Source organism: Endozoicomonas sp. ALC013 (assembly GCF_049310205.1).
Lineage (GTDB): Bacteria > Pseudomonadota > Gammaproteobacteria > Pseudomonadales > Endozoicomonadaceae > Endozoicomonas.
The window spans coordinates 13868-39252 of sequence record NZ_JBLYNS010000012.1; the positions used below are offsets into that span (position 1 = coordinate 13868).

Consider the following 25385-nt stretch of genomic DNA (forward strand, 5'->3'; position numbering starts at 1 on the left):
ATGTAGTTACATTTTATCCAATTCACTTTGTTGGTATTTGCAGTCCGGTGGAAAGACGATAAAGGCGTGACATTTTTCAATCTTCTCCTCATTCGTTATATCCAACAATGTCAGGTTCTCATCACACATGTTGTTCTTATCAGTTATGATGATTCCTTTAATCTGATAGCCATCTTTATGGAAATATTTTTTTGCTTTTATTCTTGCAAATTGAGTACCAGAGGACGTTGTATTGCCAATTTGGAATCCTTCAGGACTTTCAATCCTCCAGTGCCCTGGTAAATCTTTGGAATCTGTATCTACCTTGTACATCGCCTCCATTGAATTCAGGTGTTTGGTTGACAACACCAGTTCAAGAACCCGGATATTTTCGGTTATCTGTTGCAGCTTATCCAATGTTAACGTGTCCTCCATCCCCATACGCCGGGTAAGTGTTTGCAGTAAATCACCCTGTGCTTCGACAGGGTGAATTGAAATCACTTTGGCTATGTCTTTCAGGTTGACCGAGAGCTGTCCGGTGGTGAGTAATTGTTGATGCTTAAAAGGTGAAGTCGCAAAGTTAGCGACTGCTGCCCTGTGGTTAACGCGTAAAAATGGTAAGTCCGCGAATGCAAGTTCTATATCAATGAGATTGTATGGGTTTTGATCGAGAATGATGGACCAGAAATGCTTATCTACGATGGTTTTCAACAGGGTCTGATCCAGGTTAGCGAGATTGGCCAGGCAGGTGAGGGCCAATGGGTGAGAATATTTGCCGTGTAAAAAATTACCGGCCCAGTTGCTGTCAAGAAAACCGTGCTGTCTGGCAATAGCGTTGGCAATGACCGGCGGAATAAACCCAATAAAAATGGGCGCTGAGCCCGGGCGTAAATCACTGCCGCTGTCTGCACAGACTTTGTTCATGGCTTTGCGAACGATGCCCTGCATTTGTTTCCGTTGGAAAAAGCGCTGTTCATGGTTCGTGCTATTATTGCCAGCAAGGAAAGAGTAGGTATTGAGATGTTGCAACATATTCAGGGCGAGCAGACGTTTGGGAGTGTCGAGTTCATTGCTCCGGATAGATTCCCATCGAATAGCAGCAGGAAATTTCTGGACATAGTAACGATCCGCAACGGTACCATTGGGTTTTGGGATATTTTGCGCTTGAAGCAATGCTTCTATCTCAGCACCGACCCTGGCAAGTACCGGTATTTGCGTACTGAACTCTATCATCGAACGGCAACACCTGGTAAGCGCTGTAAGTTTCTCAGGAGTGTCAACACCATTGAATATGTGTTCAGCAATATATAGGACGACAAAGTTTCGTAAATTATCGATATCCTGGCATAGCGCAGGACTGAGAAATGCTTCCGGTAAAATCAGGGCGCTCTCACTGAAGGCAGAGTAATTGATGCCATTTTCATTAAACAGGCGACACAGGGCCGGTGGAAACAGGCGTTCTTTTTCCCCGGCAGTTAACTGGTCGCCAGCCATGAACGCTAAAAAATCTTGTGTATAAATCAGTGTGGTGAGTTGGTGATCGGGCCCAAATGCCATCAGATTATTCGGGTGGAAAATTTTATTGTGCTCACCGGGATCTGTCTGTGGAATCCGGCAGATTGGACAGGATTCGGCAATATTTTTTGTTGCTTTGCCATCAACAAGCCCAAAGTACTCCTCATTTTCACTGGCCACAGGAAACGATAATTGTCTGGTAGAGCTTTCTGGCAGATGTGATGCATTCTGAGCGCGAAAGACATCCAGCCAGACGTTTTCGCCTGCACGCTCTGCTTGCTTCAATAGCCCGCTTTCTTCAATAAGGCTGCCTGTGAAGCCCACCATAAACTGGTCTGACGTTGGGCGGGAAACCAGATATTGGCCGGTTTGACTGGCTATAGCGGATTGGAGGTCAGGGCGATTAAGGCCATTAAACAGTATCCAGGTGAGCTTTGATGTTTCTTCGGCCTTCAGTGATTTGATTTTTTCGACCGTGTCGGCATTGTTCAGATAATGAATCAATTCAGTAGCATCCTTGTTAATCAATTCATTCACTTTTTCCACAATGCAAGCAAATAACTTGTCAGAATTGTTGGTTGGCAAGGGGGCGGTAATGCTTTCAATGTGCTTGTATTCTCTGATTTTTTTTGGATGATTTGCAGGCTGGTACTCAATATCGGGGTGGTTGACAGACAGAGCGGCGCTAACCTTTTTTTCTGTTTCACTGTTCGCTTTCAGTACATCTTTAAAATGAACAAGGGGAGGGAATGGGGCCAATTTTGAATGGATCATATCGATACTCAGCAACCGTTTGAATTATTGTGCAATATATGACCACTCGAAAAGGGAATAGTTCCAATACCGGGAGCGCTTCAGGTTCTGCCTGATAAAGGCACTGAGTGCCAGATATGAAACCTTCTGAGTGGCGATATGACATTCCAGATCAGTCGGCTTTCATCTGGTTTGATTTGTCCACGACGATGGCATGGGTAGCTGGTATTAAAAATCATTGACAGTCGATTTGCCTGATGAAATAGAGGCGCAATCCCGTCCGGTGTAAACTCATCGCTGACAACGATAACTACATAGTTTTTTTTCTCAATATCCAGATCTTCAAGGCTGCATGTTTCAAGATTAACACCCACCTTCCAGTGAGGTGAAAGTTGCTTGCTATCAGAGGGCTTGCAGATAGATATCATTTTTTTCTTCAGTTTGCCGGACAGCCATGCGCCAAAACGGGGGGTTCTTCCTGCTTCGACAATAACGACTGATACACTCTCCTGAGTCTTTCTATCAGCGTATTTATCAGGCAATATTTCTTTTGCAATTCCCTCAACATGAATGGCTCGGGATAACCAGCTAATCATATTGTTTTTCCTGAATAACCAGGGTCTGCTAAATACATCTTCAGACATTAGATGTCGGGAAGAACGTAGTGATATTTGCCAGTGATTGATAAAATGATCAATATGTTCAGTAGTGTCGTCATACTCTGAATATATATTGGCAGTATCCACTTTAATATGCTGAACATTTTTTTCTGCGTATAGCGGATGGACTTCATTCACCTCTTCAATGCCAATACATTTATCTTTCTGCAATGGTCGAGTCGGAATGAGAGGAAAGGATTTGGAACGCCATACCCGCACAGTGCCACGGGTGGGTGACATATCTCTGGCTTCAAATTCAAAATCAAAGGGGACGTTATGAATGCTGTTCTGTCTGGAAGTAAACCCGCAGCATGGAATGGTAATCAATGAGAGCCGTTTGCAAGTCTTGACTGGCAGGCATGCCTGCTCCGTTGAAACATGAGCATGCATCATTAAAACAACCACATGATATTCTGACAGATCATATTTTTCCGATAGATTAACCTCTTCGACAGGCTTGGCGATCAGCGTCAGATTGTCAGGCAGTACTGATTTTGGTGTTTGTAATACCGGGTCAATGGACAGCACTGGCCAGTCAGTATTTAAAGCTATCCATGCCCCCAGTTTTGGTTTTGGACCCGCACCCACATCTAAAACGATCAATTTATCATCAGGGCTGTAGGGAATGTGTTTTTTCAGAGTATCCCAGATGGTTAAAATTGTACTGATTTCTTTTAATGACTCCCATTGTAATAAGTCCATGGAAATAAATCGTGCGGCCTGTGCATGTTTAATAAATCTTTGGAAAATGGACTTTGAAAGTGTTTTTGCCCAGTCATATTGAGTGTGTGTTTCGGCTGTTATCGGTTTAATTGTTGAATTGTCAGCCTGGTTATCAGGTGCAGGCAATAATGAAGGCATTATGCCCGGAGGTTGAAAGTATTGTGCAGATGCAAGCATGGTTTTTTATTTCGTTGTTGTTCCGGTGAAACAATAAATGAGTAATCAGAATAGTAGGTTAATTTCATGACATCAGCCGGAAACCCAACTATAACGTAAATATCCTGTCCGGAGGTCAAAATATGCCTGTTTCACCGTCTGCGACCTCTTCATCGTCAGCCCCTGCGGAGCACCCAAAAAAAGCAGACGTTCAACCGGCAGAAAAGCAGGTTCAGGTCTTGTCCTGGGGATACCGGCTGACCACACTGACGGCCTTGGCAGGCAACAGCATGTTATTACCTGCCTTGATGAATACGCCAATAACCACCTCCCTGGCCAGGCCATTGATGCAGTCACAATACGATGGAAAACGGCCTGAGCTGCACCTTATGTTTTCGTCACGGGGGTGGCTGCCTGCCCTGGGCCGCACCGGCATTCGTTATCTCATCGCTGACACCGCCCGTTTGGCCAGTGAACAGGCCATCAGCAGGCTGGCGAACATCAATGAAACAGATATTCCTTCAACAAAACAGCCACAGGAAAAGTTAAACCTGCTGGTGGATGCGGCCTCGTCGGCCATGATGACCTGCGCCAGTCAGCCCATGACCTCCATGCAGGTCTACCGACAGGTCCGGCAGAATACATCAGCGGTAGGGCCTCAACACTTCCTGCAAGGGTTGCTGGCACACCCTGTGCGTGGCAGTGCCAGCAATTTTCTCAGTACTTTCCTGATGTTTAGTCTGGACCGCAATGATCGCCATCTGATTGCCCGTCATCAGGCCGGAGAGATATCCCTGGCACAAATGACGGTTATCCAGACAAGTCTGGGCGGAGTTGTCGGGGTGCTGAATAATTTTCTGAAAACCCACGCAAACGCCCGGGCCCTGGGTTTGTCCCATAAAGATATTTTCCAGAAAATTATGGTCAAACAGACCCCTTCGGTATTGGCGGCCCAGGTGTTTTATGCCTGGGTGCTGGGCGGGGTTGCCAATAAACTCTGGGCATCCTCTATCTCTGCGCTGCAAGGCCTGGACAAGTCAGTTCGTGATCGCATCCTGATGGAACCATCGCGGCCAGCAACCAGTGACCACTCGGATGAATGAAGCGACATTTTGCGATCGGTCATGTTGTGTCAGGAAGGCCTATGAAAACAGAGCCACTCCCGCCGACTGATCGGGTTCAGTGTGATCAGATATCCGTTTTTGCTTAAGAGCCTGATGTCACTATCAACCCGGTTTGATGGTTCGGATAAGGCAAGACTTTATAATTTCAGTAAAGGCTGTTGCTTTGGTCTTGCGTCAAGCTATGTGCTTTACGAGCAGCTGGGGTGTCCGGAGGAATATGATGAACTATTGGGTACCCTAAGCCAGGATCCGGCATTGGGCTGGGTATGCTGGAATAAGTACTACGCTCATTTGGCTGATGGTTTGCTAATTCCTGACTGCTGCCGATAGCAATGGCAATACTTCTGACCAGTTATGAATCATGCACAATTTCCTGAGATACCCACTTTGCAGCATCCCTTCTGGTGCCATTGACCCCAGCTCAGCCCAACATGCTTCGGTGCCACTGCCATCGTCTCAAACGACTGTGGGCAAATTTGCGACTCATCAGGCTGAAGTCATGCAGGATGTGCAACCACAAGTGAGCCAATCGGGGGTAGACAGTTTTGACCATACGGGGAATGCCATCGGTGATAAAGCGCTCAGTGACAGGAATATCCAACAGGCTACTGATCAATCGCTGCCCTCTGTTAAGGGTGATCAGCTGGATAAACCTGGCCAGGCAGAACTGAAGGAAACGCAAGGCCAGTTGCTCAAACAGGCCGACGGACTGCTTAAGAAAAGTAGTGAAAAAAAGGCGGTAACGGCCTCTCTGAGTGGTTTGAAAAAGTCAGTAGCTGAATTGAAAAAGGCTCAGAACGATAGCCCGAAGGGGGCTCTTGAGGCACTTCAAAAGACAGAGTTCCCGCCCGCCCTGAAGGTCAAAATTACCCTTGGAAGTGGCGAAAAGTTGAGCCTGATCCCCCCCGGGGAAGAGTTGGAAAATCAGACCAACCTGGGCGAGCTGATGGAGAAAGCCATAGAGATTCTTGACAAGCATAACAAGGAGAAATTCGCATCATTTGATCAGGCCAGCACTGACCGGGAAATCGCTAATCTGAAACAGCAAGTTTCTGATATCGATCAACAAATCGGAGGTGAGTCCTCGGGTATTAATGACTTGGCCAGACTTGAGAACAGACAATGTCTGCTGACCATCAATGTGCGGGCCAGAGTTGAGGACGGTTCTGTCAGTGCCACGCACATTGATGGTGGTCCGATAGCTCAACAACAAACAATGGGAAGTTCTCTGGCAGGGCCAGTGCATACAGCCACAACGAACCAGCCTTCTCAAACCGAGCCTGAGGTGGGGCCGGACAATGACAGCTCTGTAAGGCCTGAAACAACAGCGCAGGGTCTGACTGATACAAGCCCGGCTGATCAGGATATTGCCATCAACTCTGCGGATGCCGGAGGTGATACAGCCCCCCCGGAAGATATCGCAGTAGCAGTGACGTTTGATAATCCTGTTATAGGAGACACTTCGCTGATCCCCGGCATCATGCAGGGTCCTTCCGGGCAAACAGACTCTGCAATAGACACCAGTCCACAGCCCGATGCTACTCAGCAAACCGGCGGTACCGGTGAGGATTACAATGAGCTTGATGGCGTTGCCGGGTTGTTTGCTGAGCCAGTGGACTCCGCCAACCAAGCAGTATTAGACAGTGGTTTAGCCACCGGTGAAGTCGATCAAAGTGATACCGAGTCGCTCAAGACAGAAGAGGAATGGACAGAGACAACATTAGCCGGGGATGGCGACAGTGGGCTTGGTGGCGTCGCGGAAAGTGATGTTGAGTCGTTGAAGACAGAAGTGGAATCGACAGAGACGACATCAGCCGGGGATATTGATAGTGGGCTTGGTGGAGTCGCTGAAAGTGATGCTGAGCCGATCAGGAGCGAAGTTGATCCTCAGCCGATTGAGACTGAAGCTGATACTCAGTCGATCGAGAATGAAGATAATACTCAGTTAATTGAGAACGAGGATGATACTCAAACGATCGAGACCAAAGCAAAATTGGCTGAGAAAACATCAGTCGAGGAGGATGATAGTGAGCTTGATGGCATCGCAAAGTTGTTTGCTGAGCCAGGGGACTCCGCCAACAATGCAGCATTAGACAGTGGTTTATCCGCCGGTAAAGTCGATCAAAGTGATGCCGAGTCGCTCAAGACAGAAGAGGAATCGACAGAGACAACATCAGCCGGGGATGGTGGCAGTGGGCTTGATGGAGTTGTCGCTGAAAGTGATGTTGATGCTGGGTCGATCAGAAACGAAGTTGATCCTCAGCCGATTGAGACTGAAGCTGATACTCAGTCGATAGAGAATGAAGATAATACTCAGTCAATTGAGAACGAGGATGATACTCAAACGATCGAGACCAAAGCAAAATCGACTGAGCAAACATCAGTTGAGGAGGATTACAGTGAGCTTGATGGCATCGAAGAGTTGTTTGCTGAGCCAGAGGTCTCCGGTGATAGTACCGCATTAGACGACAATCAGGAGGAAGATTACAGTGAGCTTGATGGCATCGAAAAGTTGTTTGCTGAGCCAAAGGTCCCCGGTGATAGTACCGCATTAAACGAAAATCCTGAGCCAGAGGTCTCCGGCGATAGTACCGTATTAAACGAAAATCCGGAGCCAGAGGTCTTTGATGATGGTATCTCACTAGACGAAAATTCGCAGCCAGAAGTCTCCGATGATAGTACCGCATTAAACGAAAATCCGGAGCCAGAAGTCTCCGGCGATGATAGTACCGCGCCAGACGAAAATCAGGGGATAGATGTCAGTGCAAGTGAAAGGTCTGGAGATAGTGCGCCAATCGACAGTGATACAACCACGGTTGGCGATGACCAGATAGATGTTGATACTGAGTCGCCCCAGACCGAAGCGGAGTTGATCGAGGAAACACTGGTCGATGAAGGTTTCACTGAGCCTGATGAAGTCACAGGTATTGATGACTCTGAACGGTCAGAAAGCGTGATGCAGCGATCAGATGAGAGTGACATCGACAGTGATACAACCACGGTTGGCGATGACCAGATAGATGTTGATACTGAGTCGCCCCAGACCGAAGCGGAGTTGACTGAGGAAACACTGGTCGATGAAGGTTTCAGTGAGCCTGATGAAGTCACTGATATTGATGACTCTGAACAGTCAGAAAGCGTGATGCAGCGATCAGATGATAGTGACGTGGCTCAGGCTATTACTCCAGATGAAGCTGAATTTACCGCTGAGAGCCCAGAACCTCAGGACTCGGTAAGCGATTCTGATTACTTCTCTGATGATGAAGGTGATCTGGGGAAAACACAGACGCTGAGTCCCGAGCCCGACTTTGCCACGGATGTAGCGAAAGAGTCAGCCCCGATGGAGAGGGCTGAGGTCGTCCGTCAATCAACGGCTAATATCGGCGAGATCGCCAGGCGTCGGAAAGAGAGCCTGCGGGCTGCTTCGGCCCCGGCAAGTACCACACCTGCTCCCTCTTCACCTGCCCCGAGGCCAGCAACGGGCATAGTAAACAAGCCTGTTGATGTGAGTGGTGTGAAGTCTGTCGTTGCTGGTCAGATAAACGCCACCAGGAATGCCAAATCAACAGACGCCATACCAAAAGAGGAGAGGGCCAGGGACAAGAAAACGCTGGGTGTTTCGAGTACCTATAACGAAGCCAGTGTTATTGAAAATGCCTTTGACAAGTTGCAAAAAAATGCAGGTAATCTGAAAGTTTCAAAAGATATTGCCAAGACGGCCAGAAAATACATTGCCACCGAGGCTCAGGATAGTGGACGTTTTCTGGCCAAACCCACTGCACAGCAGAAAAAAGCGCTCGCTTTTCTTGGTTTGGAAAACGGTGCCTCAGAGAGAGCGATTCGTCTGGCTCTGTTGAACAAGGCCAGTGAATCGGCTGAATCAGGCAACAGCAGGAAGCATGACAGTGCTATGAAAACACTGAGCAAACACCATAATGCGCTGTTTAGCAAATGATGGCCTATGAAATAACAGTTATTTATGGGGCCGCCTTCATGCCTCGTTCCCGGGCAGAGCAGGGGAACGAGGGTGGACGGAGATTATCGAATGATGTGCTCAGTCTTCTTCAGGGGCTGGCGTTGGAGCTGGAGCTTCTTCGGGTTGTGGCGCTGGGGTGGGAACCTTGCCTTTGCCCTGGATGGCGGCATCATGGAATGGGAATTCCTCGCCATTTGCCAGTCGACTGATTGTGATCCCCTTATCCACATGGGAATAATATCGGGCTTCAAACTGAACATCGGCCGCTCTCACAGGAAGCTTGCCCTTCTCCTTTCTTTTATTAATTTCTTTCTGGATAGCCTTCAGCGTTTCCAGCAGATCATTCAGCTTTGCTTCAGCTTGAGCAAGCCCCTGGTCTGCATTAAGTTCCCGGGCCTGATTTTTCATGGCACCAAGCGCGTGGACGTAACAACGGTAGATCTCTATAGGCGCTTTTTGTTCGAGACCAGCACCTACCGGAATCAGGGAGATGGCCTGATGGTTGGGTGGTGGGAAGGTGATGGTAACGGTCAGGTCTTTTGGCGCGTCGGGGGGCAGCTCAATATTTTTTAAGGCAGTAATCATCTCTTGCGAATTTGTAAACCAGCCTACACTACCAGGGCCCTTGAGACCCTTGGCGCATGCGGCAAAGATTTCAAGGGTATCCCGAGCCTTAAGGGCAATGTTCATTTCACCAAAGGCGGTATAGGCCTTTTCAGCTTGTTCCAGTTGGTTTTTACCCCGATTGAGCAGTTCCTCATCGCCCAGCGCCTGCAACGCTTCAGCCATTTTTCCGGGATCTTCAGCCTTGGGAGGTTGAGTTACGGCAGGGGCTCCATTGACGGAAATGTCAGGATTCACACTCTTTACGTTATGAGGTAAGCCCGGTGGTTGAGCCGAAGGTGGTGGTACAGGTTTGCGTTTCGGCTGAGCAAAATACGACTGGGATGGTGGTTGTAATTTGGCACCATGTCCATTAAATGCAGGTCGGTTATATGCAGGGTGGGGATCGAACCGGGTTGGCTCCGAACCAGTGCCGAAGCCCTGTGCAGGAGAGGGGGGTGTAATCTGAGCAGTCATTTCAATTACCTCCTTGTGCTGGATTAAATAGTCAGTGTCATACCTCTTTTGGACAGGAGAAGCCTGATTTAGTTCCGATCAGGCTTTCAAAGGGGGCGCTATTAAATGGTTTCAATGGGTTTGACAGGTTGTCGTGCCTCCGCACTACGTTCGTCCTGAGCCTGTCGAAGGGCGGAAACTCCGGACTCTGATAGATCGTACCAACCACCCTTCTTTCGTGCATCCTGAGCGGAGTCGAAGGACGCTCAGGGTGAACGGAGACTGTACACGTCAAACTCATTGAAACCATGCACCGGGAGACGATTGGCTAATGAAGACTACAAACGCCGAACCTTGAATTTTCTGCCCTTAATCTTTCCTGCTTCCAGTTTTTTCAGTGCAGATCGGGCATTTTCCCGTTTGACCGCCACATAGGCGGTAAAGTCAAAAATATTGATCTTGCCGACCTGGTCTGCGGGAATCCCGGCATCGCCGGTCAGCGCTCCGAGGATGTCGCCAGGGCGGACTTTGTGCTTTCGGCCACCATCAATGGCCAGGGTAACCATGGGGGCCGGGGCTGGCTGTTGGTTTCCGGTGAGTGTTTTCGGGTCACCAAAGACCAGGGGACCCTTGAGGTCATCGCTGATATTATCCAGCTTGTACTGCTCCTGCCGGGTATGCAGGCTGAGTGCCAGACCTTTTTTACCCGCCCGCCCGGTGCGGCCAACCCGGTGAACGTGTACTTCCGGGTTCCGGCTCAGATCGTAATTGATCACTGCGGCAAGGTTTTCTATATCCAATCCCCGGGCTGCGACATCGGTAGCAATCAACAGGTTGGCGCTCTGATTGGCGAATCGTACCAGCATCTGGTCACGCTCTTTCTGATCCATATCGCCATGCAGCACTACCGGTTTGTAGCCCGCTTCGTAGAGTTCAGTGCCGACCTCTTTGCAGATTTGCCGGGTGTTGCAGAAAATTACGCTGGACTCAGGCTGGTAGTGTTGCAACAGCTTGATCAGCATGGCGGGTTTGTCGGCGTTTTCGGCGTGATAGAAGCGCTGCTCAATATGTTCATGGCTATGGGTGCTCTCAACGGTAACGGTAACCGGCTGATGCTGGAAACGTTCGCTTAATGCCCGGATACCGCTTGGGTAAGTGGCCGAAAAGAGGAGAGTCTGTCGCTGTTCTGGTAAATGGTCGATGATATTTTCAATGGCATCAATAAAGCCCATATCCAGCATGCGATCGGCTTCATCAAGCACCAGCGTATTGACCCGATCGATCAATAAGGTCTTTTTCCGCAAGTGATCCTGGATTCTCCCGGGGGTTCCGACAACCACATGGGCACCATGCTCCAGTGAACCGATCTGTGGACCAATAGGCTGGCCACCACAAAGGGTAACAACCTTGATATTTTGCTGATAGCGCGCCAGACGCCGGATTTCCTGGGCAACCTGGGTTGCCAGTTCCCGGGTCGGGCAGAGAACCAGTGCCTGGCAGCCAAAATCCCGCTGTTTCAATTTGACAATCAGGCCAATGGCAAAGGCCGCCGTTTTGCCACTGCCGGTTTTGGCTTTGGCAATGACATCGTGGCCTTCCAGAATTTCTGGCAGGCTGTTCTGCTGAATGGGGGTCATTTCCCGGTATCCCAGAGTATCGAGGTTTTGCAGCAGGGCATCGGGCAGGGAGAGATTGGTAAAGCGGGTAGACGCTGTGGGGGTAAGAATAGGTGCAGTCAAATCAGGCTCTTGGCGTGTGCCATGGTACAGAATAGGTAAATGATTATAACAGAGTCTACCCTTAATGACGGTGAATCATTACCGCAGCTCATCATAAGCCTTGCTGTTTGATGGGCCTAAGCGGTGCTATTAACTGATTGACGGTTGAATTGACTATAAATTTTATCAAATGCAATGGAGCGAATCATGAAATCAGGTTCTCCGGAATTGCTTCCAGAGTCTGCACAGCAGGAAAGTACTCAGGAAGGGAAGCCGCTCTTCTGGCTCACAGGACTTCTGATTGGCGTTGTATTGCAGCTATTCACATTACTGGTTGCCCCCCCGGCCGGGATGAATGAGATGGCCTGGCACTGTGCTGGCCTTACCATGATGATGGCAGTGTTCTGGTCGGTCGAAATTCTCCCGACGGCGATTACCGCACTGCTCCCCCTGGTGTTGTCGCCAATGCTTGGTCTGGCCACCATTGATAAAGCAGCTGTTCCCTATGCACATCCAGTAATATTCCTGTTTATGGGCGGTTTTGTGCTTGGCCTTGCCATGGAGCGCTGGAACCTGCACAGCCGTATAGCCCTGAGAATCATGTTGATTACGGGCACAGGGGAGAAGCGACTGGTGCTTGGTTTTATCATTGCCACAGCCCTGATCAGTATGTGGGTTTCCAATACGGCAACCACGATTATGATGATGCCCATCGGTTTATCGGTTATCGCCATGATTCGTCACCAGGGGAAGATGAGTCATGGCTTTCCTGTCGCTTTGTTGCTGGCCATTGCTTACGGGGCTTCAATCGGTGGTTTTGGCACCCTGATCGGTTCGCCGCCTAATGCATTACTGGTGGCTTTTCTTCAGGAGCAGTACGGTATCCAGATTGGTTTTGTTCACTGGCTGCTCATTGGCCTGCCTGCATCAATCATTTTGCTGGCAATTACCGGCATCTGGCTGGGCTATTTTGGCTACCGTCTGGGCGGGGAAGAAAACCATGGAGTAAGAGAGTCCATTAAGGCGCAGCAAAAAAAGAACGGTGCAATGAGCGGTGCAGAAAAAGCAGTCACCGCGATCTTTCTTCTTACGGCTCTTGCCTGGGTTCTGCGGCCCTGGCTGGGGGCAATGATGCCAGCACTGGCGCTTTCCGATACCATGATTGCCCTGGTGGCCACCGTTCTATTGTTTATCCTGCCCGTCCGCTGGAACAAGCCTGAGTTTCTGATGAGCTGGAAGGAGATGCACCGTCTTCCCTGGGATGTGTTGTTATTGTTTGGTGGTGGCCTGAGCCTGGCATCAATGATTCGAACAACAGGGCTGGCAGAGTGGATTGCCGGATCATTAAACATCCTTGGGGATATGCCTCCTTTGATGGCCATCGCGTTGGTTGTCACTATTATTATTTTTCTGACCGAGGTCACCAGTAATACAGCAACCACTGCCGCCTTCCTTCCTCCTTTGGGAGCCCTGGCCATGTCACAGGGAATGGACCCGGCTATTCTTGCCATCCCTGCCGCTATTGCTGCCAGTTGTGCCTTTATGTTGCCTGTGGCGACACCGCCCAATGCCATAGTCTATGGCTCAGGCATGTTGCCAATTCGACACATGGTACGCAGTGGTATGGTGTTGAACCTTGCGGGTATTGTAATTATCACGTTGTTGAGCCACTGGCTGGTGAAATTTGTTATTTAGAGAAATCGGTTGAATTGAAACTGCTTTACCTGACACTCCCGGATGACAAAATCTGGATGGGTGACGGGTTTATGGAGCCATTCATCCTGCGAGGTCATTTCCAGAAACCAGGTGGTTACTGCTTCTTTTTTCATATTACTTCTGGTTCAGTTGTCTTCGATATTGGTTATTATCCCTGAAATTGATGATTGGTTTCTTCAATCGGGCAATATATTGGGCATGGCAATCACCATGTTGCCAGAAGCGGACATAAACCGGTTCCCGATTGACGGGAACCGGCGATAGAATCAATGAGACTCCTCCAGCCGCCTGGCATAGACGACGGCATTATAACCGACCGTCGCGACAACATGACCAGCCACAAAGAACAGGATAATATCAGCTTTGAGGGCCAGAACAGTGAACAGGTCTTTTTCACTTTTGCCGGTGATAATCTGAGCTAACTGAAACATGGTAACCCCCCCGGGCTATGGCCATGGCTCAGTTATACCACCAGTCACGTTTGGTAAAATTGATGTAAGACAGTATTTTTACCTATGTTGATGGGTGGCGCTTTTGTACCACCGACAGACGCATTTCCAGTTCACATTCCAGCTGACCCAGTTGCTCAAGTTGCTGTTTTTGTCCGGCATTGACATGCCAGTAGTGAGGGGTCATGGCCAGCAGGTCCATAATGGCCTGAGTGTTTTCCAGCATCATCAGGTGATGGATGGTCTGGCTTTCCAGCAGGGCAAGATCTTCCGGCAGATCCTGCAGGCGTTTATCTTCCGGATAAGGACGTACCTCATCATAAATGGCGCAGCGAAGAGCCATCAGGTGGTTCTGGCCGGGGGTCAATAGAACAATATGCCCGCCAGGTTTCAGAACTCTGGAAAACTCAGGCCAGTCACTGCGGGAGAATATGCTGATCACAGCATCAAACTGCTCGCCCATCAGTGGCAGTTCACTGACACTGGCAACCAGCCATTCTATCGCTTTGTTTCGCTTGCTGGCGGCCAGGATGGCGGGTTTGGCAATATCAAATCCACAGACTGAGCTGTCTTCAAGCTGCTCTTTGATACCCGATGTGTAATAGCCCTCACCGCAACCGGCATCAAGAATACGTTGCGGTGCTTCATTACCGAACGACTTGAGTTTATCAATCAAGGCATCAACGACAGGTTGATAGTAACCGTGATTCAGAAACCGTGTCCGTGCTTCGACCATCATCTGATCATCGCCGGGGTTTTTACTGCGTTTCTTATTGCTGGGCAGCAGGTTCAGATAGCCCTGGCGCGCCCGGTCAAACCGATGGTTATTTTGGCACACAGCGCTTTTGGGTTCTGACCTCAGCGTTTCATAACAGACCGGGCAACGAAGTAAGATGGACATCGGGATGGGCAGTATGGCTAAAAGCCAGAGATTTTAATGGTCTCTGGCAGATATGCAACGGCTGCCGATGGTTTCCTGCTGGCAGTGCAGCCTGATTATGAAATTTACTGTAAGCGCTACCCGCTGCCCGAAAAAGACAGGCCGCCAGTGCTTTAGCAGCCAGCAAGCTTAACAAGTCCCAGTCAAAGCGGAACTTATTCCGGGACAATTCCTCAGTCAGTACAATTGCCTCAACCTTTCCCAGCTACAGCCATTTCAACGGTTTTGTAAGCCCCATCATAAACACCCACAGACTGCGCTTTCAGAATATTGTCACACATGGTTTTGATAATACTCTTGTCGTCTATCATTAATTGCATCATCTGAATGGCGGCATCGGTTTGTTCAAACTCTACGGTACCATCACCGATTTCGGCAGATCTTAAAGCACCATAGGCTTCATGCCCACCCACTCTTTGAATGAACAGCTTTGGCACCGGATAAAAAGCAAGCTCACTGGGCTTGGTTATCATAAAGTCGGTGATTCGCATCAGCAGGTTGGTGGTATAAACGGCGGAGAAAACATCACTGCTATAGAATGCGTGAATCCCTTCGATTGACTGATCGGAGTCCGGATTGGCGAAAGCCTGAACACCCTCCCAGTCATTATCCAACAAATGCGCCTTGTGCAGCTCAGGGATATCGGCGACCAGCTGTTCCCAGACGTTCTTATAATCACCAACATTGATCAGCAGGCTGACCTTACGGTTGATAATCTGTGGCAGGAGGTGCCTGATAATGGATCGATAGATTTCAAACTGTGCGCCGGCACCGCCAATGGTCAGAAGTATTCTGACCGGCTTCCCATTATCCAGGCGCTCCTTCCGCTTCTGGCAATCGCCTTTCAGATCAACCAGCAGTTCATGGTCAATAAAATGCCCGGTATGAAAAATGCTGTCCGCTGGCATTGGCTTTAACACCTTGTCACCATCCATGCCTTTTAACATTCGGTAGCCAAAGTAACTGGAGGGTGTTTGTACCACATGCCGGGCACCTTCTGACAGATGCAGCGCCATGGGCCAGTTATCCGGAACCACATTAATCACATTGCTCATTCCGGCATGAATGGCAGCCTGAGCTGGCCAGGTATGAGTCCCCACGAATGGCATATCGTCAGGCAGATTGCCCAGAACAGTAGCCATTAGCTCACTGACTTTCTGATCTTTGGCGTTGAAGCTGAGTTTTTTGAAACCTTCACTGTTAAGCTTTTCCCAGTATAACGAGTTAAACAGTGAATATTTCTGGGAAAGACGGGATCCAAGCGAGTAAAGTTTGTTAAGGTGACTGATCACCTGTCCGCCTGTGGTTTCCTGATAGGCATTCAGGTCCAGCCAGTATGGGGTATAGCCAAGATGTCTGGCTGCAGAGGCGATAGCCATTGATATTCGGTAATGGCCATAACCCATTCGAATATTGCCAATGATAATTCCCTTTTTGGTATCAATGGGCTCACCGGTGTTATTCAGGTTGATATTCTGTACGCCCAGTGCCGGGCCGATGACCGGGTTGAAGGTGCTGCTCAGCGGGTAGGATATATGACGGTCGTCGCCAAATTTTTTCAGATAACTTGCTTTGGCTTTAGTGGCTTTTTTAACAACGGCAGTGGGTTGCCTGTTGCCAAAAATTGATGACGTAAGATCCATAACAGTACCTTGTGCAGGTCAGTGCAAAAAATAAAAACAGCAAAATATATGAATGGGTTTCACATTTATTATGATTTTTCTTATGCTGCCCTGTCAAAAGGTGAGTCGAATTCATATATTGATCCGAATCATGGAATTGTTTGATGGGAGGAGAATAACGCCGTGGAAACACAAGCACCAACCCGCCATGCACTGCTCACACCCGATGGCAGAGAAATTCAGGTCCGCTGCTGGTTACCGGACTGCCCGGCCAGGCATGCCGTTGTACTCAGTCACGGCATGGGAGAGCACGTTGACCGGTATGCGCCCTTTGCTCGGTTCTGCAATGAACACGCAATAGCCGTATTCGGCGCTAACCACAGAGGTCATGGAAAAAATGCCCAATTGCAGGGCCATTATGATGACCATCAGGGCTGGCAAAAGGTGATTGAAGACCTGGATAAGGTGGTCGCTTATGCTGCACAGAACACGGGTCTTAAGGTTATTCTGATGGGGCATAGCATGGGGTCATTTGTTGCCAGGCAATATGCGGCAAACTATGGAGACCAGTTAGAAGGCCTGATTCTTTGTGGTTCCAACCATCAAAATCCGGCTCTGTTCCATCTGGCCAGACTGGTTGCCAGAATTCAGATGGCTGTTCAGGGTAAACGACACCCTTCCAGGCTGTTAGGCTGGCTCAGTTTCAGTCAGTTCAATAAAACGGTTAAAAATGCTGAAACCGATTTTGACTGGTTATCCCGGGACCGGGAACAGGTGGGCAAATACATCGCCGATCCGCTCTGTGGTTTTTTATGCACCACCCAGTTCTGGCATGACTTTATGGGCGGATTAATAAGTATTAATTCTATGTCCACGGCCAGACAAATGTCGTCTGAATTGCCGGTTTATCTGGTCGCCGGGGATAAAGATCCCGTTGGACGGATGGGGAAAGGCGTACAATCACTGTATCGGTTTTTAACATCCGCCGGGCTTAAACAGGTGGATATCAGTCTGTACAAAAATGCCCGCCATGAGCTGTTTAATGAAACCAATCGTGATGAGTTTTACCAGGACATTCTCAACTGGATCACCACTCGATAATCCTCAAACTCACTCTGTATTGATGTTACCGAGTGAGTCTGTTTCGTCTCTTTTTTAATCATTTCCCCTCATAAACTGACAAAGATCAAAAAAAGTGAACCATCTTCATATTTTGTATTGACGCTTCTTTGTTTCGAGAGCAGTATGCCTCACATAAAAATATGAATAAATTTCACTTTTTATCTTTTTCGAACACAGCCAAGTTGTTGCGCTTAACACAGAAACCGGGGTGAATCATGAAACTAAAACCTTTGAGTCATATGTTGCTAATGTCGTCTATGGCCGTAGCATCCTGTGCTAACGCCAGTGTTGACGCCTTTCTACAAGACTCAACTTTAGATATGAAAGCCAAGGTTAATATTTATAACCTGTCTGGTACTCATGATTTCAATTCCAAAAATGCGCCCATTTCCGGTACTGCCAAAATCAATATGGATGAAATTGGTTCATCCCTTTGGCTGGATTGGCAGTCCGGTTATTTATTCGATGTGATTGGTGTACAACTGGGTTATCTGGGTGCGGCTCCAAACCTTCGCCAGAAGGGTTATGTTCGTGGTTCTATGTCGATGGGACCAATCACTCTACCTGTGTCTTCAGATTACGGCCGTTATTATGAAGATGATACAAAAGACAAGCTGGTTGGCAAGCTCGGCAACGCCAACGTTCAGGTTCGTCTTGGCGATCAGGACAATTACGGCAAGTTGTCTGTAGGTCGTTTCACGCCCACGATTTATAATTTGCTGCACCGTCCGGATTACACCTACGGTGCCTTGCACGAAGTTTATGAAGGGGCCTCGCTGACCGGCCAGTACCAATGGGACTGGGGCATGATTCAGCCCTGGGCAAATTACTTTACGGGTTACAGTGATATCCATTCGACCAAAACGGTTAATTTCAAAGATGACTTGAAAGACAATAAAGACTTCGGTTCATACGACGAAATTTACAACGTTGGTTTCCATACCGTTACCGATTACTACGTCAGCAGCGCCTCCTACTCAGTAGCCCCTGATTTTCAAAAGAACGGCATTATCGAAGTCTATTCCGGTATTCCAATAGGCTTCCTGACCGGCTCAGATAACTACGATAGCAGCAAGATCATCAAGTTCCTGGTTAAGTACGGAATGGAAGAAGGTGATGGCACACGGAACTCTGATCATAAGACCGATGTCACCGAATTTGGTATTGGCCTGGATACCGGCGACTTCGATATTCTGTTTGGTGTTACCCAGATCGGTGAGGACAGCTTCCGGGGTTTTGGTACTCAGAATGGCAGAAAGGCCGGTGGTGGTACCGCTGTCTGGGGTGATATGGCGGTTGTGAACAGCTTCGACCTGGCTAATCAGCGTACTTACTTTGTCGTGGGTGGTTATGACCTGGACAGCGTTGGTTTGCAGAAATGGCGTTTCCAGGGGGTTGCAGCCATGGCAACTGATACTGACCTGAGTAAGTTGTCCTTTAATCAAGAGATGCTGAGTCCTGAAAAAGACTACACCGAAATCAACCTGGAACTGCTCCATAACTATGGCGGTGAAGGTTTGAGCTATCGATTCATGGTGGGTGCGGATACTAACCTGGACCTTACTGGCTTCGGTATTTTCTTAGAATACAACACTGACATTTTGAAGTAAGTTCGGGTCATGAGAAAGCGCGTTCATCTTAATTTTGACTGGCAATACATAGCAGATATTGATCCGTCTGATATTCACTCCCTGGCGTGGGAAAGCCATGCCTCAAAGGTCGATATTCCTCATACCAACAGGGAGCTGCCTTACAACAATTTTGATGAACGCGCCTATCAGTTTCAATCAGCCTATCGCAAACAGATAGCCTTTGAGCATTTTGCCGATGCCAGTCATGCGCTGTTAAGGTTTGAAGGCGTGATGTCTTCCTGTCAGGTATTTTTCAACCGGGTATTGGTGGGTGAACATCACTGTGGCTATTTACCTTTTGAAATTGATCTATTGCCTTATGTAAAAAAGGGTCAGGATAACGAAATCATCGTTGTTGTTGATGCTTCTGAAGATCCATTAATACCGCCATTTGGCCATGTTGTGGACTATTTGACGTATGGCGGCATTTATCGGGAAGTAGAGCTGATTCTCGTCTCAGACATTTATGTGAAAAACGCCCGGATTCATACTGCACCGGATAACGATAACAACCAGAAAGTCCACCTTGCCATTGACATTGCCAATCCTGATTTACACGACAGTGAGTTAAATCTGGAGATTGCCCTGTGTGACCTGAATGATCAGGTTATCCACCAGGAACCTGTTGCTGTAACGCTGTCAAAGCATCATACCCAACGGATTGAACATCATTTTACAGTGTCCGATGTCAAGCTGTGGGAGCTGGATAACCCGGCGCTTTATAAGCTGGTGGTTCACTTGTCTGGCGATACACCGTTAGATACCAGAACATTTCGCTTCGGCTTTCGCACGGTTGCTTTCAAAAACGACGGGTTCTATCTCAATGGCAAAGCGGTCAAGCTGATTGGCCTGAATCGCCATCAGTCATACCCTTATGTGGGCTACGCTATGCCCCAAAGTGCACAGGCTCGCGATGCCGAGCTTATGAAGTTTGAACTGGGCTGTAATTGTGTGCGCTCATCTCACTATCCACCGAGCAGCCATTTTCTCAATCGCTGTGATGAAATTGGCCTGCTGGTGTTTAATGAAATTCCAGGCTGGCAGCATATTGGTGAAGAACCTTTATGGCAGCAGAGAACAATGGACAATGTTCAGGGAATGATTGAGCGGGATGTCAATCATCCTTCTGTTTTTATCTGGGGAGTTCGTATCAATGAATCCCCTGACCACCATGATCTTTATAAGGCAACCAATGTCCTTGCCCGCCAACTGGACCCATCACGCCCGACCGGTGGCGTGCGGTGTATTGGCAATAGCGAACTGTTAGAAGACGTTTATACCTACAATGATTTTTCCCACACCGGAAATAACGAGCCACTGCAAAGCCGCAGGCAGGTGGCCGGTGCTGATGTGCCTTATCTGGTGACTGAGCACTGTGGCCATATGTTTCCAACCAAGCCGTTTGACAGTCAGGACCGTTTACTGGAACAGGCATTACGACACGCCAGAGTGTTAAATAAAACCTTTGGTCACGCGGACTATTGTGGTGCTATTGGCTGGTCCCTGTTTGATTACAATACCCATGAAGATTTCGGCAGTGGTGATCGCATTTGTTATCACGGCGTGCTTGATATGTTCCGGGAGCCCAAATACGCCGCCGCCGTTTATGCCAGTCAGCAGGATGAGATGCCGGTCATGGAACTGGCTGGCAATATGAAAAACGGTGATTATGCGGCTGGCCAGGCCGGTGCATTATGGGTATTCACCAACTGTGACAGTATCAAACTGTTTAAGAATGATCGTTACATCCAGACGTTTTATCCCGATAAAAACAGCTTTCCTCATCTGCCCCATCCACCGGTGGTTATTGATGATTTTATTGGCGACCAGATTGCTGTTAATGAACCATTCAGCCCTGACGACGCTGAAACCATTCGCCAGCTTTTTTCAATCATCATGCGCAAAGGGCAAGACGGATTAAACCTCTGGCAAAAGGCGCAGATGTTCTGGATATTGAAGAAAAACCGTCAATCGATTCAGGACGGCGTTAACCTGTTTTTAAAATACGTTGGCAACTGGGGCGATGCATCAGCCAGCTATCGCATTGAAGGTTATAAACACGACCAGTGTGTGATAAAAAAAACACGCAGCAAGTCCCGAAAAGCCAGGCTTAACGTTAAAGCCGACCAGTCGCGGTTGCAACACCGGCATACCTATGATGTCACTCGCATCACCGTTCAGTGTGTGGATGAGGACAGTGTCGTACGTCCCTATGCCAATGATCCAATTCAGGTCGAAGTCAGTGCCGGACTGGAATTAATGGGGCCAGACTTTCTTTCTTTAACCGCTGGCAGAACCGCCTTCTGGGTGAGAACCAGAGGCGTCACTGGCCATGAACAGGTCAGGGTTAAATCCTCTCGTTTCGGGCAACACTGCATTGAACTCGACGTTCACGACAATTGATATACATAAATGTGAGCCTAAAACCAAAATTATGGAGTTTCCATGGAAAGTAACAGTCTCTCAAAATGGAAGATATTCTTCTTCTCCTTTGGCAACTTTGGCTGGTGTCTGGCCACGTTTTCGTATTCAATTCTGATTACTTATTTTTACTACCCACCGGCGACGGAGTCGGCCAGCCAGATTCCTGAGTTTATATCCCGGGCACCGGTGCTTTTTGGTATCACCACCGTGGGGCTTATTTATGCCTTAAACCGGGCCCTGGATGCCATTACCGATCCGATTATTGCCAATCTCAGTGACCGGTCCACAAGTCGTTTTGGCCGCAGACGTCTGTTTATGATGCTCAGCTTCCTGCCCACCGGGCTGATGTCGGCAGCGATTTTCTTTCCTCCGGTGGATACTGTGTCCAGCCTGAATATTGTCTGGCTGGTGATGTGCTGTGTCATTGTGACGGTCAGTGTGACCATGTATGTCGTGCCTTATATGTCACTGATTCCAGAGCTGGGCAAAACCGACCATGACCGGATTATGATTTCTACCTTCTGTTCCGTTTCCTGGGCACTGGCCTTTGCCTTTGGACAGCTGATCTGGGTCATCAAAGACTACATTCAATCCCTTGGTTATACGCCGGTAGAAGCCATCCAGATAGCCGTATCACTATTTTCTGTGTTGGGCATGCTGGCCATGGTCGTTCCTGTTCTGGCGATTAATGAAAAACGCGATTGCCGGGGCAGCTCAACCAATGAAGATATGCTGACCTCATTGAAAACCGCCATGGCCAACAAAAATTTTTCCCGTTTTACCGCCTGTAACGGTCTGGCATTTATGACGCGCTTCTTTCTGGAAGTGGGCGCTATTTATTACGTCACCATGTTGATGGGACTCGAGGAATCTACCGCTTCTATCATTATGCTGCTGCTGTTTCTGGCCAGTTTTGCCCTGTATCCGGCTGTGGTCGCATTATCGAAAAGATATTCCAAAAAAAGCCTGTTCCGCACCGCTCTGTTTGTTCAGGGCCTATTGTTGAGCTGTTTTTCCCTTTGTTCCCTTGTCAGCCGTCCGGATATACTTGGCTGGGCGCTGCTGGCGTTTATGCCGTTTCCTCTGGCGATTATGGGCATTATTCCCAATGTTATTGTGGCAGACCTGGCGTTATCTGATGCTGCAAAAACAGGCAATCATAAAGAAGCCATGTTTTTTGGTGCCAACATGTTTGCCTATAAAGCGGCAACCTCTTTAACCGCTCTGCTGTTTCCGTCCATCATCATCATTGGCTCCATTGCTGAAGCGGCTGACCTGTCTCCGGAGCCCACCACTCTGGGTGTTACCCTGTCCGCATTACTGGCGGGCTGTCTGGCGTTTCTGGGAACGTACCTGATGGGTAAATATGATGAAAAACAGGTGATGGCTCAGATCGAACCTGAACCTGCTGAAAACACTTTTGCTACCGCCTGAAAAAGATATTATTTGTGATTGCAGTCAATAATGATGAGCAGATTTTTCATCTGCAAACCCTGAACAGCAGCTATGTTGTACAAGTATCAGACGCTGGCCATTTATTAAATCTCTATTATGGTCAACGTCTGGAGCATCGGGACAACCTGTCGATCCTTGATCATTCGTATCAGGTCAAGCTCGGCTCCACCACGGCTTACTCCTCAGAAGATGAGCGTTACTGCCTGGAAACCCGGAAACAGGAAGTGAGCACTTCTGGCAAAGGCGATTATCGTGAATCCAGTCTGCATCTTATTTACGCAGATGACGGGAGCAGTACATCGGATTTTGTGTTTGATCGATATGAATTGAACAGCAACAAACCCTGTCTGGATGGGTTACCACAGACGCACTCACCCGCCGATGGTGATCAATCGTTAACCATCGTGCTTCGGGAGAAAATCAAACCGGTAGAACTGCATTTGCACTACACCTGTTTTGTACAGCAGGATGTGATCTGTCGCAGCATGGAAATTATTAACCTGGGTTCAACACCGGTGGTGGTTGATAAAGCCTGCAGTATGAATCTCGACCTTTCCTCCCCGGCGTTTGATGCCCTTCATTTAACCGGGAAATGGATTGCCGAAGGACAGCTACAGCGCCACGCTCTTTACAAGGGAGTGTTTTCTATTGGCAGCAACCGTGGTGTCAGCAGTGCCACCCATAATCCCTTTATGGCTCTGGCTAAGCCAGACTGCGGGGAAACGACGGGCGACTGTTATGGCTTCAGTCTGATTTACAGCGGCAATCACAAAATCACCACTGAAGTGTCGCCCTACGACCAGACCCGCATAATGCTGGGTATTTCTGATTCTGACTTTCGCTGGTCACTGGCGGAAGGGGAACGGTTCACCTGTCCTGAAGCTGTCATGACATTCAGTCATCAGGGCCTTGGCAAAATGAGTAATAATTTCCATCGGGTCATCAAGACTCATCTGATTCCCCAGCCATGGCAGAATAAAGCACGCCCGGTTCAGGCAAATAACTGGGAAGCCACCTACTTTAACTTTGATGAAGGCAAGCTGATGAAGCTGGCCAGAAAAGCAAAAGATCTTGGCGTTGAGCTGTTTGTTTTAGACGACGGCTGGTTCAGTAACCGGAATGATGAAACATCCGGCCTGGGTAATTATGTTGAGGATAAAAAGAAACTGCCCGGCGGGCTGGCAAGAATCTCCCGGAAAATTCGTCAGCAGGGGCTGCAGTTTGGCCTGTGGGTTGAACCGGAAATGGTCTCTGAAGACAGCGATCTTTTCCGTCAGCATCCCGAGTGGGCGGTTATTTCACCTAAGAGACAACCCTCTCTGGGGCGGCGTCAGCTGCTTCTGGATATGTCGAACCCAGAGGTTATTGACTACCTGTATCAGCAGCTGGCGGATGTATTTCGTCGTGCAGAAGTCAGCTATGTGAAGTGGGATCATAATCGTAATTTCAGCGATGTTTATTCAAACCATTTGCCGCCCGATCAGCAATCCGGCTTCTATCACCGCTACGTACTTGGGCTCTACCGCCTGTTATTTAAACTGAAAGAGGCGTTTGGGGAGGTTCTGTTTGAAAACTGCTCCAGCGGTGGCAATCGCTTCGATCTGGGAATGACCTTTTTTATGCCCCAGACCTGGACCAGCGATAACACAGATGCCTATGAGCGGGTTGCCATTCAGCAGGGTTTCTCTTTACTGTATCCGCAATGCTGTATGAGTGCCCATGTCAGCGGGCATCCATCTCATCAGGTGTTGAGGCATACGCCGATTGAGTCACGTTTTAATGTCTCCTGTTTTGGTTTATCCGGCTATCAACTGGATTTAACCAGGCTAACCACCTTTGAAGAAAAGGTGATTATGAAGCAAATCCGCTTCTATAAGCAGCACAGGACATTGCTGCAACAGGGGGATTTTTATCGTCTCGCCATTGATGGTGGCAATCAGCAAACCGCCTGGATTGTGGTCAATGACGATAAAACCGAAGCCGTGGCTGGTTTCTTCCAGGGACTTCAGCAAGCCAACCCCACACTGAAAACCCTTAAACTGCCAATGTTGAATACCGATGGGCTTTACCAGGTAACCAGCAGGGAACAGTTTCACAATATTCGTCAGTTTGGCGATCTGGTGAACGAAGAACTGCCTGTAAATATCAAAGACCGGGGGATTTTACACGGTATCGTTGCCAACCGGGTTTTGCACCCAAGTAATAACGAAACCTACACTCTGTATGGTGACCAGCTGCAACATCTGGGCATTCCGTTAAAGAGTCAGTTTACGGGAACTGAAATGTCTGAGCAGGTGTCGCACATTGGTGATTTTGGTACCCGGCTTTTCCATATCATGCAGCTGTAATGAGATACATGGCCAT

The 25385-nt window shown here is 48.5% G+C and carries 17 protein-coding genes; 9 read left to right on the plus strand and 8 right to left on the minus strand.

Going from position 1 to position 25385, the window contains the following annotated elements:
• Positions 1–6 precede the first annotated feature (6 nt).
• On the minus strand, positions 7–2268 hold the full coding sequence (locus ACO6V1_RS04365; RefSeq protein ID WP_422465942.1) for a hypothetical protein: 2262 nt from the start codon (positions 2266–2268) through the stop codon (positions 7–9).
• 80 nt (positions 2269–2348) lie between these two features.
• Positions 2349–3608, minus strand: a complete 1260-nt coding sequence (locus tag ACO6V1_RS04370) for a hypothetical protein (protein ID WP_422465944.1) — start codon at positions 3606–3608, stop codon at positions 2349–2351.
• A gap of 320 nt (positions 3609–3928) precedes the next feature.
• Here ACO6V1_RS04370 and ACO6V1_RS04375 point away from each other — a divergent pair, with 320 nt between their 5' ends.
• The 3 genes from ACO6V1_RS04375 to ACO6V1_RS04385 all read left to right on the plus strand — a co-directional run bounded on the left by ACO6V1_RS04375 (position 3929) and on the right by ACO6V1_RS04385 (position 8864).
• Positions 3929–4888 carry a hypothetical protein gene (locus ACO6V1_RS04375; protein ID WP_422447219.1) on the plus strand — a complete coding sequence of 320 codons (960 nt, stop codon included), beginning with the start codon at positions 3929–3931 and terminating at the stop codon, positions 4886–4888.
• Positions 4889–5002: 114 nt separating this feature from the next.
• On the plus strand, positions 5003–5239 hold the full coding sequence (locus ACO6V1_RS04380) for a hypothetical protein (RefSeq protein WP_422447217.1): 237 nt from the start codon (positions 5003–5005) through the stop codon (positions 5237–5239).
• A 31-nt stretch (positions 5240–5270) separates the two neighbouring features.
• Positions 5271–8864 (plus strand): hypothetical protein, encoded by a 3594-nt coding sequence (locus ACO6V1_RS04385; protein ID WP_422465946.1) that lies wholly within the window; start codon positions 5271–5273, stop codon positions 8862–8864.
• Between the two features lie 99 nt (positions 8865–8963).
• Here ACO6V1_RS04385 and ACO6V1_RS04390 read toward each other — a convergent pair whose 3' ends face one another.
• Positions 8964–9965 carry a hypothetical protein gene (locus ACO6V1_RS04390; RefSeq protein WP_422465948.1) on the minus strand — a complete coding sequence of 334 codons (1002 nt, stop codon included), beginning with the start codon at positions 9963–9965 and terminating at the stop codon, positions 8964–8966.
• Between the two features lie 317 nt (positions 9966–10282).
• Positions 10283–11683, minus strand: a complete 1401-nt coding sequence (dbpA, locus tag ACO6V1_RS04395; protein WP_422465950.1) for an ATP-dependent RNA helicase DbpA — start codon at positions 11681–11683, stop codon at positions 10283–10285.
• A 186-nt stretch (positions 11684–11869) separates the two neighbouring features.
• Between dbpA and ACO6V1_RS04400 the strand changes: the two genes are divergently transcribed.
• The gene (locus ACO6V1_RS04400) at positions 11870–13357 is read left to right on the plus strand and encodes an SLC13 family permease (RefSeq protein WP_422465952.1); all 1488 of its coding nucleotides are present in this window, start codon (positions 11870–11872) and stop codon (positions 13355–13357) included.
• Here ACO6V1_RS04400 and ACO6V1_RS04405 read toward each other — a convergent pair.
• The 4 genes from ACO6V1_RS04405 to ACO6V1_RS04420 all read right to left on the minus strand — a co-directional run bounded on the left by ACO6V1_RS04405 (position 13354) and on the right by ACO6V1_RS04420 (position 16410).
• The gene (locus ACO6V1_RS04405) at positions 13354–13491 is read right to left on the minus strand and encodes a hypothetical protein (protein ID WP_422460535.1); all 138 of its coding nucleotides are present in this window, start codon (positions 13489–13491) and stop codon (positions 13354–13356) included. The genes ACO6V1_RS04400 and ACO6V1_RS04405 overlap by 4 nt on opposite strands.
• A 153-nt stretch (positions 13492–13644) precedes the next feature.
• Positions 13645–13809, minus strand: a complete 165-nt coding sequence (locus tag ACO6V1_RS04410; protein WP_422465954.1) for a hypothetical protein — start codon at positions 13807–13809, stop codon at positions 13645–13647.
• Between the two features lie 82 nt (positions 13810–13891).
• Complete coding sequence (locus ACO6V1_RS04415) at positions 13892–14728, minus strand: putative RNA methyltransferase (protein ID WP_422465956.1); 837 nt, start codon at positions 14726–14728, stop codon at positions 13892–13894.
• 230 nt (positions 14729–14958) lie between these two features.
• Entirely contained in the window at positions 14959–16410 is a 1452-nt protein-coding gene (locus ACO6V1_RS04420; protein ID WP_422447201.1) for a DUF6937 domain-containing protein, read from the minus strand.
• 162 nt (positions 16411–16572) lie between these two features.
• Here ACO6V1_RS04420 and ACO6V1_RS04425 point away from each other — a divergent pair, with 162 nt between their 5' ends.
• The 5 genes from ACO6V1_RS04425 to ACO6V1_RS04445 all read left to right on the plus strand — a co-directional run bounded on the left by ACO6V1_RS04425 (position 16573) and on the right by ACO6V1_RS04445 (position 25369).
• Complete coding sequence (locus tag ACO6V1_RS04425; protein ID WP_422460543.1) at positions 16573–17490, plus strand: alpha/beta fold hydrolase; 918 nt, start codon at positions 16573–16575, stop codon at positions 17488–17490.
• 236 nt (positions 17491–17726) lie between these two features.
• Entirely contained in the window at positions 17727–19121 is a 1395-nt protein-coding gene (locus ACO6V1_RS04430) for a hypothetical protein (RefSeq protein ID WP_422447197.1), read from the plus strand.
• Between the two features lie 9 nt (positions 19122–19130).
• Positions 19131–21545 carry a glycoside hydrolase family 2 TIM barrel-domain containing protein gene (locus ACO6V1_RS04435; RefSeq protein ID WP_422465958.1) on the plus strand — a complete coding sequence of 805 codons (2415 nt, stop codon included), beginning with the start codon at positions 19131–19133 and terminating at the stop codon, positions 21543–21545.
• A gap of 42 nt (positions 21546–21587) precedes the next feature.
• Complete coding sequence (locus tag ACO6V1_RS04440; protein ID WP_422465960.1) at positions 21588–23000, plus strand: MFS transporter; 1413 nt, start codon at positions 21588–21590, stop codon at positions 22998–23000.
• A gap of 14 nt (positions 23001–23014) precedes the next feature.
• Complete coding sequence (locus ACO6V1_RS04445; RefSeq protein ID WP_422465962.1) at positions 23015–25369, plus strand: alpha-galactosidase; 2355 nt, start codon at positions 23015–23017, stop codon at positions 25367–25369.
• Positions 25370–25385: the final 16 nt, after the last annotated feature.

Excerpts from the sequence above, each read along its gene's own strand:
- ACO6V1_RS04410 (WP_422465954.1), bottom strand. The coding sequence starts at position 13,809 with ATGTTTCAGTTAGCTCAGATTATCACCGGCAAAAGTGAAAAAGACCTG.
- ACO6V1_RS04400 (WP_422465952.1), top strand. The coding sequence starts at position 11,870 with ATGAAATCAGGTTCTCCGGAATTGCTTCCAGAGTCTGCACAGCAGGAA.
- ACO6V1_RS04405 (WP_422460535.1), bottom strand. The coding sequence starts at position 13,491 with ATGAAAAAAGAAGCAGTAACCACCTGGTTTCTGGAAATGACCTCGCAG.
- ACO6V1_RS04415 (WP_422465956.1), bottom strand. The coding sequence starts at position 14,728 with ATGTCCATCTTACTTCGTTGCCCGGTCTGTTATGAAACGCTGAGGTCA.
- ACO6V1_RS04435 (WP_422465958.1), top strand. The coding sequence starts at position 19,131 with ATGAGAAAGCGCGTTCATCTTAATTTTGACTGGCAATACATAGCAGAT.
- ACO6V1_RS04370 (WP_422465944.1), bottom strand. The coding sequence starts at position 3,608 with ATGGACTTATTACAATGGGAGTCATTAAAAGAAATCAGTACAATTTTA.
- ACO6V1_RS04385 (WP_422465946.1), top strand. The coding sequence starts at position 5,271 with ATGCACAATTTCCTGAGATACCCACTTTGCAGCATCCCTTCTGGTGCC.
- ACO6V1_RS04440 (WP_422465960.1), top strand. The coding sequence starts at position 21,588 with ATGGAAAGTAACAGTCTCTCAAAATGGAAGATATTCTTCTTCTCCTTT.
- ACO6V1_RS04420 (WP_422447201.1), bottom strand. The coding sequence starts at position 16,410 with ATGGATCTTACGTCATCAATTTTTGGCAACAGGCAACCCACTGCCGTT.
- ACO6V1_RS04430 (WP_422447197.1), top strand. The coding sequence starts at position 17,727 with ATGAAACTAAAACCTTTGAGTCATATGTTGCTAATGTCGTCTATGGCC.
- ACO6V1_RS04365 (WP_422465942.1), bottom strand. The coding sequence starts at position 2,268 with ATGATCCATTCAAAATTGGCCCCATTCCCTCCCCTTGTTCATTTTAAA.
- ACO6V1_RS04390 (WP_422465948.1), bottom strand. The coding sequence starts at position 9,965 with ATGACTGCTCAGATTACACCCCCCTCTCCTGCACAGGGCTTCGGCACT.
- ACO6V1_RS04375 (WP_422447219.1), top strand. The coding sequence starts at position 3,929 with ATGCCTGTTTCACCGTCTGCGACCTCTTCATCGTCAGCCCCTGCGGAG.
- ACO6V1_RS04380 (WP_422447217.1), top strand. The coding sequence starts at position 5,003 with ATGTCACTATCAACCCGGTTTGATGGTTCGGATAAGGCAAGACTTTAT.